At 73.2% G+C, this 16,198-nt stretch carries 15 protein-coding genes; 8 read left to right on the forward strand and 7 right to left on the reverse strand.

Going from position 1 to position 16,198, the window contains the following annotated elements; genetic code table 11:
• The first annotated feature begins 544 nt into the window (after positions 1 to 544).
• The 8 genes from OG736_RS39355 (at position 545) to OG736_RS39390 (ending at position 8,678) form a co-directional block, all read left to right on the forward strand.
• On the forward strand, positions 545 to 1,327 hold the full coding sequence (locus OG736_RS39355) for an ABC transporter ATP-binding protein (protein WP_054238842.1): 783 nt from the start codon (positions 545 to 547) through the stop codon (positions 1,325 to 1,327).
• Entirely contained in the window at positions 1,324 to 2,229 is a 906-nt protein-coding gene (locus OG736_RS39360; RefSeq protein WP_327186689.1) for an ABC transporter ATP-binding protein, read from the forward strand. Before OG736_RS39355 ends, OG736_RS39360 begins: the two co-directional genes overlap by 4 nt.
• A complete protein-coding gene (locus OG736_RS39365) occupies positions 2,226 to 3,122 on the forward strand; it encodes a branched-chain amino acid ABC transporter permease (RefSeq protein WP_327186690.1) in 897 nt (298 codons plus the stop codon). Before OG736_RS39360 ends, OG736_RS39365 begins: the two co-directional genes overlap by 4 nt.
• The gene (locus OG736_RS39370; protein WP_327186691.1) at positions 3,115 to 4,227 is read left to right on the forward strand and encodes a branched-chain amino acid ABC transporter permease; all 1,113 of its coding nucleotides are present in this window, start codon (positions 3,115 to 3,117) and stop codon (positions 4,225 to 4,227) included. The genes OG736_RS39365 and OG736_RS39370 overlap by 8 nt, the downstream gene beginning before the upstream one ends.
• The gene (locus OG736_RS39375) at positions 4,224 to 5,501 is read left to right on the forward strand and encodes an ABC transporter substrate-binding protein (protein WP_327186692.1); all 1,278 of its coding nucleotides are present in this window, start codon (positions 4,224 to 4,226) and stop codon (positions 5,499 to 5,501) included. The genes OG736_RS39370 and OG736_RS39375 overlap by 4 nt, the downstream gene beginning before the upstream one ends.
• Before the next feature lie 169 nt (positions 5,502 to 5,670).
• Positions 5,671 to 6,531, forward strand: coding sequence for an aldo/keto reductase (locus OG736_RS39380; RefSeq protein ID WP_327186693.1), 861 nt, complete (start codon positions 5,671 to 5,673; stop codon positions 6,529 to 6,531).
• Positions 6,532 to 6,557: 26 nt separating this feature from the next.
• Positions 6,558 to 8,327, forward strand: coding sequence for an ABC transporter ATP-binding protein (locus OG736_RS39385; RefSeq protein ID WP_327186694.1), 1,770 nt, complete (start codon positions 6,558 to 6,560; stop codon positions 8,325 to 8,327).
• Positions 8,328 to 8,432: 105 nt separating this feature from the next.
• A complete protein-coding gene (locus tag OG736_RS39390) occupies positions 8,433 to 8,678 on the forward strand; it encodes a DUF5133 domain-containing protein (RefSeq protein ID WP_327186695.1) in 246 nt (81 codons plus the stop codon).
• A 66-nt stretch (positions 8,679 to 8,744) separates the two neighbouring features.
• On the opposite strand, the gene tgmB is transcribed toward OG736_RS39390, so the two are convergent.
• The 7 genes from tgmB to OG736_RS39425 all read right to left on the reverse strand — a co-directional run bounded on the left by tgmB (position 8,745) and on the right by OG736_RS39425 (position 16,096).
• Positions 8,745 to 9,731, reverse strand: a complete 987-nt coding sequence (gene tgmB / locus OG736_RS39395) for an ATP-grasp ribosomal peptide maturase (protein WP_327186696.1) — start codon at positions 9,729 to 9,731, stop codon at positions 8,745 to 8,747.
• 16 nt (positions 9,732 to 9,747) lie between these two features.
• On the reverse strand, positions 9,748 to 9,939 hold the full coding sequence (gene tgmA, locus OG736_RS39400; RefSeq protein WP_020129087.1) for a putative ATP-grasp-modified RiPP: 192 nt from the start codon (positions 9,937 to 9,939) through the stop codon (positions 9,748 to 9,750).
• A gap of 223 nt (positions 9,940 to 10,162) precedes the next feature.
• Positions 10,163 to 10,447, reverse strand: coding sequence for a DUF1232 domain-containing protein (locus OG736_RS39405; protein ID WP_327186697.1), 285 nt, complete (start codon positions 10,445 to 10,447; stop codon positions 10,163 to 10,165).
• 557 nt (positions 10,448 to 11,004) lie between these two features.
• Positions 11,005 to 13,119, reverse strand: a complete 2,115-nt coding sequence (locus OG736_RS39410; RefSeq protein ID WP_327186698.1) for a xanthine dehydrogenase family protein molybdopterin-binding subunit — start codon at positions 13,117 to 13,119, stop codon at positions 11,005 to 11,007.
• Positions 13,116 to 14,156, reverse strand: coding sequence for an FAD binding domain-containing protein (locus OG736_RS39415; protein WP_327186699.1), 1,041 nt, complete (start codon positions 14,154 to 14,156; stop codon positions 13,116 to 13,118). Before OG736_RS39415 ends, OG736_RS39410 begins: the two co-directional genes overlap by 4 nt.
• A 51-nt stretch (positions 14,157 to 14,207) precedes the next feature.
• On the reverse strand, positions 14,208 to 14,768 hold the full coding sequence (locus tag OG736_RS39420; RefSeq protein WP_327186700.1) for a 2Fe-2S iron-sulfur cluster-binding protein: 561 nt from the start codon (positions 14,766 to 14,768) through the stop codon (positions 14,208 to 14,210).
• 158 nt (positions 14,769 to 14,926) lie between these two features.
• Positions 14,927 to 16,096 (reverse strand): hypothetical protein, encoded by a 1,170-nt coding sequence (locus OG736_RS39425; RefSeq protein WP_327186701.1) that lies wholly within the window; start codon positions 16,094 to 16,096, stop codon positions 14,927 to 14,929.
• Positions 16,097 to 16,198 lie beyond the last annotated feature (102 nt).

Raw genomic sequence — 16,198 nt, forward strand, 5'->3', positions numbered from 1 at the left:
ACACCGCGGCTCTACCGTGCCACCGCCTGATGCCCGGCCACCGGGTCTTCCCGGGCCCGCCCACCTGAACACCGGCCCCCGGGCACCCCGCCTCACCGCTCCTGGCGCACCTGTGGTCGGCCTGCCGGGCATCCGCGTCTCAGCTCGCCCGGCGGGCCTGCGGCCCGGCTACGAGGCGCTAGCGTTACGCCTCTTCCGGAGGCGCCACCCGCCGCTGGGACGTCCGCGTTGTGCCTCTGCCAGAGGCCCCGGCCTGCCCCGGGTCTCCGCGTTCTGCCCCCCCCGGAGGTCCCGGCCCGCCGCCGGGGCATCCGCGGCCCACCTTTCCCAGAGACCCCGGCCCGCCCTCCGGCCACTCGCGTCCCGCCTCTCGCGGGTATCCGCGGCTCGTCGGCCTGGGCAGCCGCACAACCCCGCCGACCTCCCGTTGGGGTGGCGCAGCGACCCCGCGTCCGTGCCTGTACCGCCCCTCCTCCGGCGTGCTGTCGTGAGCTCCCCTTCCCCAGAAACTCCGTGCCCGCCGGCACGGACCCGAGGAGCCGCGATGCCCGGAGTACCCCCGCAGGAGCGGCCCGCGCTGCACGTCGAGGGTCTCGACGTGACGTACGGGCGGGCCTTGTCAGCCCTGCGCTCCGTGTCCCTGACCGTCCCGCACGGCGCGGTCGTGGCGCTGCTGGGCGCCAACGGCGCCGGCAAGTCCACGCTGTTGCGGGCGGTGTCGGGCACCCTGCGCCTGCACCGCGGCACCGTCACGGCCGGCCTCGTCCGCTACGGAGACACGGTCCTGGACGGCCGTGACCCGGTGGCGGCGGTGCGGGCCGGCGTCGTCCAGGTCCCGGAGGGCCGCCGGGTCTTCGCCGGCCTGACCGTGGAGGAGAACCTGCGCACCGGCGGCCTCGGCCTCGGCCGACGGGCACCCGAACAGGTCCGGGAGGCCCGCGACCGCGTGTACACGCTGTTCCCCGTGCTCGCCGAACGCGGTCGGCAGGCGGCCGGTCTGCTGTCCGGGGGAGAGCAGCAGATGCTGGCCATCGGCCGGGCTCTGATGGCCGCGCCACGGCTGCTCCTGCTCGACGAGCCGTCCCTCGGCCTGGCCCCGCGCATGGTGTTCCGGATCGCCGAGGTGATCCGTGAGATCAACGCCCAGGGCACGGCCGTCCTGCTGGTCGAACAGAACGCGGGCATGGCGCTGTCCCTCGCCGACCACGCCTACGTCCTGGAAGTGGGCGAGGTCCGGCTGTCCGGCCCGGCCGACGACCTCGCGAGCACGGACGCCGTGCGGCGCCTCTACCTCGGTGACGACGCGGGCGACCAGGGGGCCGCGTGAGCCTGCGCCCCACCACCGCCACCGCTCCCGGCCGTCTCGCGGCAGCGCCCCCCGAACTCCGGGTTCAGGACGTGACCGTGCGCTTCGCCGGTCTGACCGCCCTGGACACGGTGTCGTTCACCGTCGCCCCGGGGTCCGTGCACGCCCTGATCGGGCCCAACGGCGCCGGGAAGTCCACCTGCTTCAACGTCCTGTCGGGCCTGTACCGCCCGGTGTCCGGACAGGTCCGGCTCGGTGACGAGACACTCACCGGACTGGCGCCCCACCGGATCGCCGCCCTCGGCGTGGCCCGCACCTTCCAGAACATCGTCACCACCGAGGGCACCGTCGCCGACAACCTCATGCTCGGCCGGCACGTCCTCTCCCACGCGGGCTTCGCCGCGACCGCCCTGCGTCTGCCCCGAGCGGTGCGCGAACAGCGCGCCCACCTCGCCCGGGCCCGGGAGATCGCCGAACTCACCGGACTGGCGGCCCGGTTCGAGACGCCCGTCGCCCTGCTGTCGTACGGCGACCGCAAGCGCGTGGAGCTCGCCCGAGCCCTCTGTCTCGAGCCGCGCGTCCTGCTGCTCGACGAGCCCGTGGCCGGCATGAACGGCGCCGAACGCGCCCGGACGGCCGAGGTGATCCACACCGTCCGCGCGGAACTCGGCCTGTCCGTCCTGCTGGTGGAGCACGACATGGGCCTCGTGATGCGGCTGGCCGACGAGGTCACGGTGCTCGACTTCGGCCGGTGCATCGCCCACGGCACCCCCGACGAGGTCCGCCGCCATCCCGAAGTGCTGCGCGCCTACCTCGGCACCCCCGGCGAGGACACTCCCGGCGAGGACACCACCGCACAGGACACCACCGCACAGGGCACCGCCCTCGAAGAGGCAACCGACTCCGAAGGGGACTCCGTATGACCGCCTTCCTCGACAGCATCCTCACCGGGCTGGCGCTCGGGGCGGTCTACGCCCTGGTCGCGCTCGGCTTCGTCGTGATCTTCAAGGCGTCGGGGGTGCTCAACTTCGCCCACGGATCGCTGCTCCTGTTCGGCGGCTACCTCGTCGCCGTCCTCCACGACGACCTCGGTTTCGCCGGCGCCCTCGCGGTGTCCGTCCTGGCCACCGCGGCGCTCGCCGGAGCCCTCGACCGGCTGCTGCTCCAACGCGGCGACCCCGACCCCAAGGCCGCCCATGTGCAGACCATCGTCACCATCGGCGTGGACATCGTGCTGCTCACCGACCTATCCCGGCGCATCGGCGGCGACCTGCTGACCCTCGGCGACCCGTGGGGCGACTCGGTGACCCGCCTGGGCTCCGTGACCGTCGCGGACAGCCGGCTCGCCGCGATCGCCGTCTCCGCGATCGCCATCGGCGCGGTCTTCGCCCTGTTCCGCCACACCTCCTGGGGCCTGTCCCTGCGGGCCGCCGCGGAGGACACGGAGGCGGCGGCCCTGATGGGCGTACGGCTGAGCCGGGTGCGGATGCTCGCCTGGTGCCTGGCCGGCGCCCTCGCCGCGCTGGCCGCCGTGTTCCTCGCCGCGTTCCCCGCCCCGGGGCTGGAACGGACCACCGGTCAGATCGCCCTCAAGGCCTTCCCGGCCGCGATCCTCGGCGGCCTGACCTCCCCGCCCGGCGCCCTGGCGGGCAGCCTGCTGATCGGCCTGACCGAGGCCCTGGCGGCCGGCTACCAGTCCGAACTGCACGTGCTGGGCGAGGGGTTCGGCGACGTCGCCCCGTACGCCGTCATGGTGGCCGTCCTGCTGGTGCGGCCCACCGGACTGTTCGGCGCGAAGGGAGCGGCTCGTGTCTGAGCGGATCCCCAAGGGCGCCCTCGTGCTCCTGGCCGCGCTCCTCCTGTGTGCGCCGCCCTTCTACCTGGACGCCTTCTGGCTGCGCATCGGCCTGTTCTCGATGGCCGCCGCCATCGGCGCCGTCGGCCTCGGCCTGCTCACCGGCACCGCCGGCCAGCTCTCCCTGGGGCACGCCTTCTTCCTCGCGGTGGGCGCCTACGGCTACACCTGGCTGGCCGGAGAACCCGGCCCCGGACTGCCGACCGGGCTCGCAGCCCTCCTCGCCGTGCTGCTCGCCGGGGCGGCGGGCGGACTGTTCAGTCCCGTCGCCGGCCGGGTGCGCGGCATCTACCTGGGCGTCGCCACGCTCGCCCTGGTCTTCCTGGGCCACCACGTGCTGCTCACCGCCGACTCCGTCACCGGCGGGTTCAACGGCCGCTCCGTGCCCCCGCTGAGCCTCGGCGGGTTCTCCTTCAGCGACGACGGTGCGGGACTCGTCGTCCTCGGCGTGCCGTTCGGCGCCGAGGAACGCCTGTGGTTCCTCGGTCTCGCCCTGCTGGCCGGCACCTGGTGGACCGCGCGCGGTCTTCTGCGCGGACGCCCGGGGCGTGCCCTCGCGGCCCTGCGCGACAGCGAGACGGCGGCCGCCGTGATGGGTGTCGACGTCGCCCGCCACCGCGCGTCGGCCTTCGTCGTGTCGTCGATGTACGCGGGCCTGGCGGGGGTGCTGCTCGCGCTGGCCTTCCGGCGGGTCGTCCCCGACTACTTCGGCCTGGCCCTCTCGGTCGACTACCTGGCGATGATCGTGATCGGCGGCCTGGGCTCGGTGGCCGGGGCCGCCGCGGGCGCCGTCTTCGTCACCGCGCTGCCCCTGCTGATGACCCGATACGCCGACCAGCTGCCCCTGGTGACCGCCCCCGGCACCACCGACGGCGGGGTGGGCCCGACCGAGGCGGCCCGATACCTCTACGGCGCGGCGATCGTCCTGGTCCTGCTGTACGCCCCCGACGGACTGACCGGCATCACCCGCCGGGTCCGCACCCGTCTGCGCCCCGCCTCCCCGGCCCCGGCGCCCGCCACCCGTCCATCCGCCTCCGCCGTCCGAACCAAGGAGCCCACCCCGTGAACCGCACGCACCACGGACACCGCGTCCCCGGAACCTTCCTCGCTGCCGCGCTCGCGGCCCTGCTCGTCGCGGCCACCGGCTGCAGCTCCAAGGCGGACGGCGACAGCGGCTCCGACAGCGCCGACGGCGTCAAGTCCGGCCCGGGAGTGACCGCGAAGACCATCAGACTCGGCGCCCTCACCGACCTGACCGGCCCCTACGCCACGCTCGGCAAGAGCATCGTGCAGGCCCAGCAGCTGTGGGCCGACGAGACCAACGCCGCCGGCGGCATCTGCGACCGCAAGGTCGAGATCGTCGTCAAGGACCACGGCTACGACGTGCAGAAGGCGGTCACCGCCTACGCCGACCTCTCCCCGGACGTGGTCGCGCTGCCGCAGGTCATCGGATCCCCCGTCGTCGCCGCCCTCCTCGACGACATCGAGCGCGACCACCTGCTCACCTTCCCGCAGGCCTGGGCGGCCTCCCTGCTGGGCAAGGAATCCGTCCAGGTCATGGGCACCACCTACGACCTCGACATGATCACTGCCGTCGACTTCCTCACCCGCACCAAGGGCCTCGCCAAGGGTGACTCCGTCGGACACGTCTACTTCGAGGGCGACTACGGCGCCAACGCCCTGGAGGGTTCGACCTGGGCGGCCGAGAAGGCCGGGCTGAAGATCGTCCCGCAGAAGATCAAGGCGACGGACACGGATCTGACCGCTCAGGTGTCGGCGCTGAGCAAGGCGGGCGTGAAGGCCGTCCTGATCAGCGCGGGCCCGGCCCAGACCGCCTCCCTGGTCGGGGTGGCCGCCTCCCGCAGACTGAAGGTGCCCGTCGTCAGCAGCGCGCCCGGTTACGCGCCGCAGCTGTTGAAGACGCCCGCGGCACCGGCCCTGCTGGGCCTGCTGAACGTGGTCAGTGCGGCGCCCGCCGTCAGCTCGGACCTGCCCGGTGTCCAGAAGATGGTGACCGCGTACGGGAAGAAGTACCCGGCCTCCCCGGTGGACTCCGGGGTGCTGTCCGGCTACAACGCCGCCCAACTGCTGGGCGCCGACCTGAAGAAGGCCTGCGCGGCCGGCAGCCTCGCCCGGGAGGACGTCGTGAAGGCGCACCGTGGGCAGAAGAGCGTCGACACCGGACTCGGCTCCCCGCAGGACTTCTCCGACGTGTCCCGGCCCGCCGCCCTGTCGACCTATGTGCTCAAGCCGGACGCGAAGGCGGTCGGCGGCCTGGTGGGTGTGGAGGACGCGCACGAGGCGCCGGGCGTGAAGGAATACCTGGCGAGCCGCTCCTGACGGGCACTCCCGTGATTCAGCGGCCGTGCTGCTGAATGCGTTCGCTTATCTCCATTGGACCCGCGGGTGACGGCGGGGTCAGGCTGGAGGACGTCCGGTGCACCGCGATCACCTCCCGGTGCACCGGACTTCGCCCTGCCCGCCCGCATCCGAAAGAGGTCGCGAGCCCATGCAGACCCGCCGTATCGGTGACCTGGACATCAGCGCGATCGGCCTCGGCGCCATGCCCATGTCGATCGAAGGACGACCGGACGAGGCCCGGTCCCTCGCCACGATCCACGCCGCACTCGACGCAGGTGTCACCCTGATCGACACCGCGGACGCCTACCACCTCCACGCCGACGAGGTCGGCCACAACGAGACCCTGATCGCCAAGGCCCTCGCCGGCCACGACCGGGGACGGGACGTCCTGGTCGCCACCAAGGGCGGCCATCTGCGCCCCGGCGACGGCAGCTGGACCCTGGACGGCAGTCCCGCACACCTCAGGGCGGCCTGCGAGGCGTCGCTGCGCCGGCTCGGCGTGGACGCCATCGGCCTGTACCAGTTCCACCGCCCCGACCCGCGGATCCCCTACGAGGAGTCCGTCGGCGCGGTACGGGAGCTGCTGGACGAGGGCAAGATCCGTGCCGCCGGCATCTCCAACGCGAACCCCGAGCAGATCAGGCAGGCGAACGACATCCTCGGAGGGCGCCTGGTCGCCGTACAGAACCAGTTCTCCCCGGCCTTCCGCTCCAGCGAGCCCGAACTGCGCCTGTGCGACGAGCTCGGCATCGCGTTCCTGCCGTGGAGCCCGCTCGGCGGCATCTCCCGGGCCCGCGAACTGGGCTCCTCCTACGCCCCGTTCGCCCATGTGGCCGAGGCCCACGGGGTCAGCCCGCAACGGGTGTGCCTGGCCTGGATGCTCTCCAGGTCGCCGGTCGTGGTGCCCATTCCCGGCGCGAGCCGCCCCGAGACGATCCTCGACTCCCTCGCCGCGACGGACCTCGTCCTCACCGACGCCGAACTCGCCGAGCTGGACGCCGCCCTCTGACACGACCACCGGGAGGACCGCCGCCCATGGCGTCGTCGTACGAAAGACCGCTCGACCACCGCTACCGGGGCGAGCACCCGATCCGCACCCTCGCCTACCTCCTGCGCGCCGACCGGCGCAGTCTCGCCGCCGCGGCCGGCGTGTTCACGGTCAAGCACAGCCCGGTGTGGCTGCTGCCGCTGATCACCGCGTCCATCATCGACACCGTCGTCCAGCACCAGCCGATCGGCAGACTCTGGACGAGCACCGGCGTCATCCTGTTCATTTTGCTGGTCAACTACCCCCTGCACCTCCTCTACGTGCGCCTGCTCTACGGCAGCGTCCGCCGCATGGGCACCACCCTGCGGTCCGCGCTGTGCACCCGTATGCAGCAGCTGTCCATCGGCTACCACTCCCGGGTCAGCGCCGGCGTGCTCCAGGCCAAGGTGGTGCGGGACGTGGAGACCGTGGAGCAGATGGTGCAGCAGACCGCCGAGCAGGGGCTCGGCGCGCTGACCGTGCTCACCGGCGGCCTCGTCATCATCGCCGTGCGCACCCCCGAGTTCGTGCCGGTCTTCCTCATCGTCGTGCCGGTCGCCGCCGTCCTCGTGGACCGCCTCAGGGCCCGGCTGCGCACCCACAACGAGGACTTCCGGCACGAGGTGGAGACCCTGTCCTCACGCGTCACCGAGATGACGCGCCTGATCCCGGTCACCCGCGCCCACGGACTCGAGGGCAAGGCGCTGCGCCGCATGGACGGCACCCTGAGCCGGCTGCTCACCTCCGGGATGCGACTCGACCTGCTCAACGGCCGCTTCGGCTCACTGGCCTGGGTGCTGCTCAACGTGATCGGGGTGCTCGTCCTCACCGGCGCCGCGCTCATCTCGTACTACGGCGTCTGGGGCGTCACCGCCGGCGACGTCGTGATGCTGAGCGCCTTCCTGACCACCCTCACCAACTCCACCACCACCCTGACCGGGCTGGCCCCGGTCATCACCAAGGGCCTGGAGTCGGTGCGTTCGGTCGGCGAGGTGCTCCAGGCACCCGAGCTGGAGGACAACGAGGGCAAGTCCGAACTCACCGCGCTGCACGGCTCGGTGACCTTCGAGGACGTCGGCTACGCCTACGACAGCGGCAGCCCGGCGGTGCGCGACTTCACCCTCTCCGTCGCTCCCGGGGAGACGGTCGCCCTCGTGGGAGCGTCCGGCGCGGGCAAGTCCACGGTGCTCAGCCTCGTCATCGGCTTCATCCGGCCGACCTCGGGCCGGGTACTGCTCGACGGGACCGACATGAACAGCCTGGACCTGCGCACCTACCGACGGTTCGTGTCGGTGGTGCCGCAGGAGTCGATCCTCTTCGACGGCACGATCCGTGAGAACGTCGCCTACGGCATGGAGGACGAGGCCGACGAGGAGACGGTCCGCGCCGCCCTGCGCGACGCCAACGCACTGGAGTTCGTCGAACGGCTCCCGGACGGTCTGCACACCCTCGTCGGGGAGCGCGGGGCCCGGCTCTCGGGCGGGCAGAAGCAGCGGCTGGCCATCGCCCGCGCCCTGATCCGGGACCCGAAGGTGCTGGTCCTGGACGAGGCGACGTCCGCGCTGGACACCCGGTCCGAGGCGCTCGTCCAGCAGGCCCTCGCCCGGCTGCTGCGCGGCCGCACCACCTTCGTGGTGGCGCACCGGCTGTCCACCGTGCGCGGCGCGGACCGGATCGTGGTGATGGGGGAGGGGCGGATCCTGGAGACCGGCACGCACGACGAGCTCCTGCGCCGGGGCGGCGCGTACACGGACCTGCACAGCGGGCAGGTCGCGTGAGCGCAGGTGGCCGGATCATGACCCCGGCGGGTGACATTCCCGCCCGCCGTGCATGATTCGCCCAGGTCCGGGCACACGCAGCGCAAACAGGAGAGAGAGGCGCTCGTGATCGTTCCGGACCCGAAGGTCGCCAGGACGTTGCTGACCCGGTACGCGACGCTGAGGATCGCTCAGGCGGAGTGGGACAGGCCGCAGACGGCTCGTGAACTACAGGACGTGACGTACACCTTGTGCGTGCTGATGGACACGCCCGACGTCCGGGAGGCGGTCGCCGCGGCGGACGCCCTGCTCGAGTCCGCGGCGGCGGTGCCGGCGCGCGACCCGGAGAGCGGACTGTCCCTGGCCGTCTGAGGGCGGCCCGGAGCCGGGCTCGGCGCGGCGGTGCGCCCCCAGCGGTGCCCGCCGCGCCCGGACGCCTCACGAGGCGGTGGAGCCGCACCGGTCGGGCTGCCGGGCGTCGCGCTCCGGGGGCGCGTCGGCCAGCCACTCCGCGATGGTGCGGGCGATCGGCTGCCCGGTGTCCACCTCCACGAAGCCGAACTGGCCGGACTGGTTGCACTCCAGGAACCACCACGTCCCGTCGGCGTCCTCCGCGAAGTCGAAGGCTCCGTAGGCCAGTTCCGCCTCCCGCAGATACCTCCGCACGGCCTCGGCGAGGCGCGGCGGGACGTCGGCGGGACGCCAGGGTGTGGTGGAGGGCGAATAGCGCACGTCCACCACGTCGGGGTCGCCGCCGGGGACCGTCTCCTTGCGGGCGGCCAGGATGCGGTCGCCGACCGCGGTCAGCCGTATGTCGGCCCGCTTGGCCACCCGGCGCTGGAGCAGCGTGGGTCCGTAGGCGACGGCGGCGAAGTCCGCGCCCGGCGGGACCCGCGTGGTGGGCACCGCCCGGGGCGGGTCCTGCGGATGTGCCCCGGACACCGGCTTGACCACCAGATCCGGGTAGCGGTCCGCGAACTCCCGGGCCGCCTGCGGGAACGTCGTGACGATCGTGGCCGGCACGGGCAGCCCGCTGAGTTGCGCGAGCCGCAACTGCCAGGGCTTGTACCGGGCGCGCCGGGACGCGTCCGGGTGGTTCATCCAGCGCGCCCCGGTACCGCGGAGCATGCCGTACAGCGCCTGCGAGGCCTCCTCCGTGAGCCACGCGGACGGCTGGGCCGCCCGGGCCGCCGCCTCACCGGGCCGCCGGACCCACACCGACCGCAGCCCGTCGAGGCTCACCAGCCGTCCGGCGGACGACAGGTGGCCCCGGAAGGCACCGTGCACGTACTCGCCGGAGAGCGCGACGGAGTGGGTCAGGTCGGCCGGGTCCAGCCGGACGACGGGGACGCCCGCGGCGTTCAGGTGCACGACCACCATGTCCGCCGTGACGTCCTCTTCACAGGTAAGGATGAGCACGGTCATTTTCGTCGGCCCGTGTTCAGTCGTCGAAGTGGGTCTTGGAGCCCGCAGTCGAGGTCGTTGTCCCGAGTTCTCTCAGGAGGGCGTGGTCACGAGCGGCGATCCGGCCGTCGAGAGTTACGTTCAACTGCATTCCGGGGTCATAGGCGTACGGAGTGCTGAACTCCAACTCGGCCGCTGGGCGTGCGTAGTTGAGCGTGAACGGTTGCATCGTCTCTCCCTCGTCGGTACTGCTTCGATCAAGCGGTGCCGCTGTGCGACGTCACTCGGGCCCGCTGCGTGGTGCTGGATAGGTGCGTCCTTCAGTCACTTATACGAATCGAACGGGTGGTTGGTTTCCTTACTCTCCGTGATCATCGCGCGGGCGGGCGCCGAACAGGGCGCGGAGCAGGGGAGATCGGGTCGAGCGGGGGTGAAAACCTCTTCCCGGACGGTCAGTCGGGGAGGTGTGCGGTGTCACCGGGGGTACGGCGCAGGGAACGCAGAGCCAGCAGGAGGACACCGATGTCGTCGAGATAGACGGGGTCCGGCAGTACGTCGGTGGGAAGCACGAAGTACAGGACCGCCCCCCAGAACACCCAGCGCGGCCCGGTGGGAAGCCCCGCTCGTCTCAGGCCCCGGCGGGCGCGGACCAGACGCACGAGCACGGCGGCGGCCACGGCGAACAGCGCCGCGGCGGCCAGCACCGCGACGACGACGAGCGTGGTTGGCGCATCCACGGGCCCTCCCGTATGGTCCGTCGCGCGACGTCTGCTCTTACTCGATTTCCCCGCTTTCGGTTTCCGGATGCCCGTTTCCGGCGGGATTACCGCATCGGACGCGGCACACGCGGCTGCCGCGTCCGAGTGGCGGAGCGTGCCGGGCGGCCCGTGCAGCGGGCAGGGGCACGCGCGTGTCGCATCTCGGGGGTGCAGGGGAGACCGCACCCCTCCGGAGAGAGCGCAGCATGATCACCCGCTCCACGCGGTCCGTCACGGACCGTTCCGTCCCACCCCTCCCCGGCGCCTCCGCCGCCCCGTGAGCCGCTCCGCGGAGGAGGTCACCCGGCTCATGGCGCTGCTGTACCGCGAGCCCCTCGAGCCGCACTGCGGCGAGGAGGCGGTCCGACGGAATCGTCCGGGACCACGGAGGCGACCCTCGCGCCGGCCTGGCTCGCCGCTCCGACGGCCGCGGCCGCCGAGCTGACGGCGCTCCTCGCACTCCTCGTGAGCCTGTTGGGCGGGCGGCGGACGCGTATGGCGACGAGCACCCCGGACCGACGTCCGCTCGGCGGCGGCTAGCCGGCCGGTGCCGGGTGCCGAGGGGTCTCCAGCAGTCCCGTCAGCACCCGGTCGGGGGTGAGGGGCAGTTCGCGGAAGCGGACGCCCGTGGCGTGGTGCACGGCGTTGCCGAGGGCGGCCGCTGTGCCCACGATGCCGATCTCTCCGATCCCCTTGCCGCCCAACGGGTTGAGATGCGGATCGTCCTCGTCGATCCAGTGCGCCTCGATGTCCGGGACGTCGGCGTGCGCGGGCACGTGATAGGCCGCGAGATCCGACTCCGTGAAGTCGCCGAAGGCGGGGTCCAGGGTGCTGCCCTCGGTCAACGCCATGCCCAGGCCCATGGTCATCCCGCCGACGAACTGGCTGCGCGCGGTACGGGGGTTGAGGATGCGCCCCGCCGCGTACACCCCGAGCAGCCGGCGCACCCGCACCTCTCCGGTCACCGTGTCCACGGAGACCTCCGCGAAGTGGGCTCCGAACGCGTGCCGCGCGAAGGGACTTTCGGCGTCGGCCTCCCCTTTGGTGTCGGCGCGCGCCTCCAACCCCTGGTCAGGCAACGGACCCTGATGTTCCGCCAGCTGCCCGGCGAGCCGTGTGCACGCCTCGTGCACCGCCCAGCCCCAGGAGGCGGTACCCGAGGAACCGCCCGCCAGCGGGGCCCGCGGCAGATCACTGCTGCCCACCCGGATCCGCACCCGCTCCAGGGGCGCCTCCAGTGCGTCCGCCGCGACCTGCGCAAGGACCGTACGGGCACCGGTGCCGATGTCCGCGGCGTTCACCTCGACGAGGAAGGACCCGTCCGGCAGGGCACGCGCCGCCGCCCTCGACGGATACACCTGCACCGGGTACGTGGCGGCGGCCACGCCCGTCCCGAGCAGCAGCGGGCCGGCGGACCGCGTGCGGGGACGGGGGTCCCGGCCCGACCACCCGAACCGGCGGGCGCCCTCCCGCAGGCACTCGACGAGGTGCCGGCTGCTGAACGGCTTGCCGCTGTCCGGTTCGGTGTCCGGCTCGTTGCGGACCCGCACTTCGACCGGATCCATCCCGAGGGCCTCGGCCAGCTCGTCCAGCGCCGACTCCAGGGCGTACATGCCCGGCGCCTCACCGGGGGCCCGCATCCAGGACGGCGTCGGCACGTCGAGCCGGACCACGTGATGCCGGCTGCGCAGGTTCGGGGCGGCGTACATGACGCGGGCCGGGATGCCCGCGTACTCGACGAACTCCTTGATCCGCGAGGTGTACGTGGTCACCTCGTGCACGAGCGAGGTCAGCCGGCCGTCGGAGTCCGCGCCCAGGCGCAGCCGGTGCAGGGTGGACGCCCGGTGGCCGACGGAGGTGGGCAGCATCCGGCGGGGGAGGACCACGGTGACCGGGCGTCCGGTGTGCCAGGTGGCCATCGCGGCGAGCACCACGTCGGGCCGGGGCGTGCCCTTGGACCCGAAGCCACCGCCGACATGCTCGGCGACGACCGTGATCCGTTCGTCCGCCAGCCCGAACATCGTGCCGAGCACGGCGCGCACGACCGTGGTGCCCTGGCTGGAGGTGTGCACCGTGAGCCGTTCGCCGTCCCAGTGCGCGGTGCTGGCGTGCGGCTCCATGGGGTGGTTGTGCAGGGGCGGCACCCGGTAGCCGACGTCGACCTGCACGTCCGCGTCGGCGAACGCGCCGTCGGGGTCGCCCAGTTCGCGTGCGCCCGGGAATATCCCGTTGATCTTCTCGGGGACGTACGCCTGCGGGTGTGTCGCGGTGAGCGTGACGTCGTGCTTCTCCTCGACGCAGGTGACCCGCACGGCGGCGGCGCCGGCCCGGGCCGCCTCCGGGCTGTCGGCCACCACCAGGGCGACGAACCAGCCCCGGTTCGGTACCTCGGGGTCCTGGAGCACGGCGAGCGTGGCGTCGTCCGCCGAGGCGAGACGGGGCGCGTTGCGATGGGTGAGCACCGCGACGACACCGGGCAGCGCCAGCGCCGCCGTGTCGTCGACGTCGGTCACCCGGCCGCGCACGATCGCCGCCGGGACGGGACGGGCGAAGAGCCGCCCGGGAAGGGGCTGTTCGGCGGCGTAGCGGGCCGTTCCGGTGACCTTCTCCCGGCCCTCCCTGCGCTCGGCGGGAGCGCCCACCGCGGTCATGAGTCCTCCTCCTGCGATCCGGGCTCGTACGGTGGCGGCCCCTCCGGTCCGGGCTCCTGCGGTACGAGTCGCGTCAGGACGTCGACGGCGAGGTTGCGGGCCAGCGGCACCTTGTAAGCGTTGTCGCGCAGCGGCCGGGCTTCGGAGAGTTCGAGCTCGGCGGCGCGTTCGAAGGCCGCCCGGGTGGGAGCCGCGCCCAGCAGCGCCTCCTCGGCCCGCCGGGCCCGCCACGGGCGGTGGGCCAGCGCCCCGAAGGCGATCCCCACCCGCGCGACGACACCGTCGGCGACCTCCAGGACCACGGCGACGGAGGCCAGCGCGAAGGCGTACGAGGCCCGGTCGCGCGCCTTGCGGTACGCGGACGGCAGCCCGGCCGTGACGGCCGGCAGCAGGACGGCGGTGACGAGCTCGCCGGGCTCGATCACGGTGTCCCGCTCCGGTTGCTCACCGGGCAGCCGGTGGAACTCGGCCGCCGCCACCCGGCGCACGCCCGCCGTGCCGTACAGCTCGACCTCGGCGTCCAGCGCGGCCAGCGCCACCGCCATGTCCGACGGCTGGGTGGCGATGCAGTGCCCGGAGTACCCGAGCACCGCGTGGTCGCGGTGCACGCCGTCCCGGGCGGCGCAGCCGCTGCCCGGCTCCCGTTTGTTGCACGGCTTGGTGACGTCCTGGAAGTACGGGCAGCGGGTGCGCTGGAGCAGGTTGCCGCCGGTCGTGGCGGCGTTGCGCAGCTGGCCCGAGGCGCCCGCGAGCACCGCCTGGGAGAGCACGGGGTAGCGGTCACGCACACGTGGATGCGCCGCGAGGTCGCTGTTGCGCACCAGGGCGCCGATCCGCAGCGACCCGTCCGGCAGCTCCGTCACCTCGTCCAGTGGCAGCCGGGTGACGTCGACGAGGGCGGTCGGCCGTTCCACGCCGAGCTTCATCAGGTCGACGAGATTGGTGCCGCCGCCCAGATAGCGTGCGCCCGGGTGAGCGGCGAAGGCTTCGGCGGCCTCCGCGAGACTGCCGGCCCGTACGTAGGCGAAGGTTTCCACCGGATCACGTCCTCTGGTTGCCCCGGTCGTGCCCTTGGGCCGCCGGCCCGGTCATGTGCTGCCCGCCCCGGTCACGTCCTCGACCGCGTCGACGATGCGCGGATACGCGCCGCAGCGGCAGAGGTTGCCGCTGAGCCGCTCGCGGATCTCGTCCCGGTCCAGCGCGACGGGCCCTCCGGAGGGCGTCGCCGGGTCCGTGACGTGCGAGGGATGCCCCGACTCCGCCTCGGCGAGCGCGCCCACCGCCGAGCAGATCTGTCCGGGCGTGCAGTACCCGCACTGGAAGGCGTCGCGGTCCAGGAAGGCCTGCTGGAGTGGATGCGGATCGTCGCCGTCGCCGGACAGGCCCTCGACGGTCGTGATGTCGCTGCCGTCCAGGGCGACGGCGAGCAGCAGACAGCTGTTGACGCGCCGCCCGTCGACGAGGACGGTGCACGCGCCGCACTGACCGTGGTCGCAGCCCTTCTTCGCCCCGGTGAGGTCCAGATCCTCCCGCAGCAGGTCCAGCAGCACGCGCCGGTGGTCGACGGTGAGGGTGTGGGGCTTGCCGTTGACCCGCAGCGTCGTGTCGGATCGGTGGGGCGATGACCGGGGGCCGTGCTCGCTGCCCATGTGCTGGTCCCTTCCGGGGCGGTCCGTGGTGCCGTGGGGACCGCGTATCCAGACGGGGGCGTGTGACACGTCCCGTTACGAGGCAATTCGGGCACGGGCTGACACAGGGGGCTGCAAGCCGCCCGCCGGCGCCTGTCGACCTGCCGCCCGCCGACCCCCTACCGGTCGGTCACCTCGGGTTCGTCGCCGCCGGTGGGGCCGGTGACGCCGGTCGTGCCGCCGGTGCGGTCCTGGTCCGGCGACTCCACCCGAGCCGCGGGTGCGGCGGACGGCACCGGACGCAGGCCCTTGGTCGTCTCCCTGAACCGCTCCAGGGTCCGGCCCAGCTGCTGGAACGGCGAGCCGCTCTTCCTGGCCGGCGCCTGCCGCGGCTCCCCGGCCTCGGCCGCCGCCTCCCGGTACGCGGCCAGCGCCTCGTGGGCGTGCTCGGCGGCCTCCCGGTACAGGTCCCGGGACTCCGTCATCGCCGCCAGAGCCTCCTTGTACATCACCACGAGCTTGCGTTCCCGCGCGAGCTCCTCCTCCGGGGTCAGCAGCTGCCACTCCTCCCGCAGTGCGGTGAGCGCGGCGTCGGCGTCCTCCGGCAGCGGCCTGGGCAGCGCCGCGAAGCGCCGTACCGCGTCCAGCAGCTCGGTGGGATGCGTGCCGTCCAGGAACACGCTGCGCACCGAGTACTCGGCGGCGTCGTAGTCGGCCGGGGCGGGGGCGCCGGGCAGCACCAGGGCCCCGCCGCGCGGCACCTCCACCCGGGCCTCCTTGAGGGCCCAGTTCACGGTGCGCAGCTGGTGCGGGGCCGCGCGGTGCTCGACGACCCGGTGGTGCAGGCCGGGCGGCAGCAGCGGGACCAGCGACCCCCGGCCCAGCTCGTCGGGTGTCATGGCCTCGTGCACGACGAGGTGGACGGCCCAGGTGTCCCGCAGGGCGGCCCGCAGCGTACGCCGCAGCTCCTTGTCGTCCGCCGGGAGCGGGTTCGCGGCGAGGAACCGCTCACCGGTGACGGTCTCGTTGCCCCACGGGGTGTCCGCCTCCCAGGACCAGAACATCCCGGCGGGCGAGGGCCACCGCTGGTCCCACGGCCGCTCCGCCTCCGCCGTCAGCGTCCATTCCTGGCCCTGGCCCGACCACTCGGCGAGCCTGAGCCGGGCACGGACGGTCACCTCCTCCGCGACCGGCCACCGGGCTTCGAAGGCCGTCTCCCCCTCGGGGGTGTCGGTGTCCGGCAGCTCCATGAAGTCCTGGACGGTCTCGGCGTCCTTGAGTGCCTGAAGGTGCTTGCGCAGGACGTCCGGAGCGGTGGGGCCGGTGTGACGGCCACGGGTCTGCCACACCGTGGAGGGCGTCGTGGGCGGAACGGTCGCGGAGATGTGGGTGAGTCCATTCGTGAGGGCGGTGACGACGTGGCGACGACGTGCGGAGGCCAGTATCGCTCG

The organism is Streptomyces sp. NBC_01334 (genome assembly GCF_035983595.1).
In the GTDB taxonomy this organism is placed as follows: Bacteria; Actinomycetota; Actinomycetes; order Streptomycetales; family Streptomycetaceae; genus Streptomyces; species Streptomyces coriariae.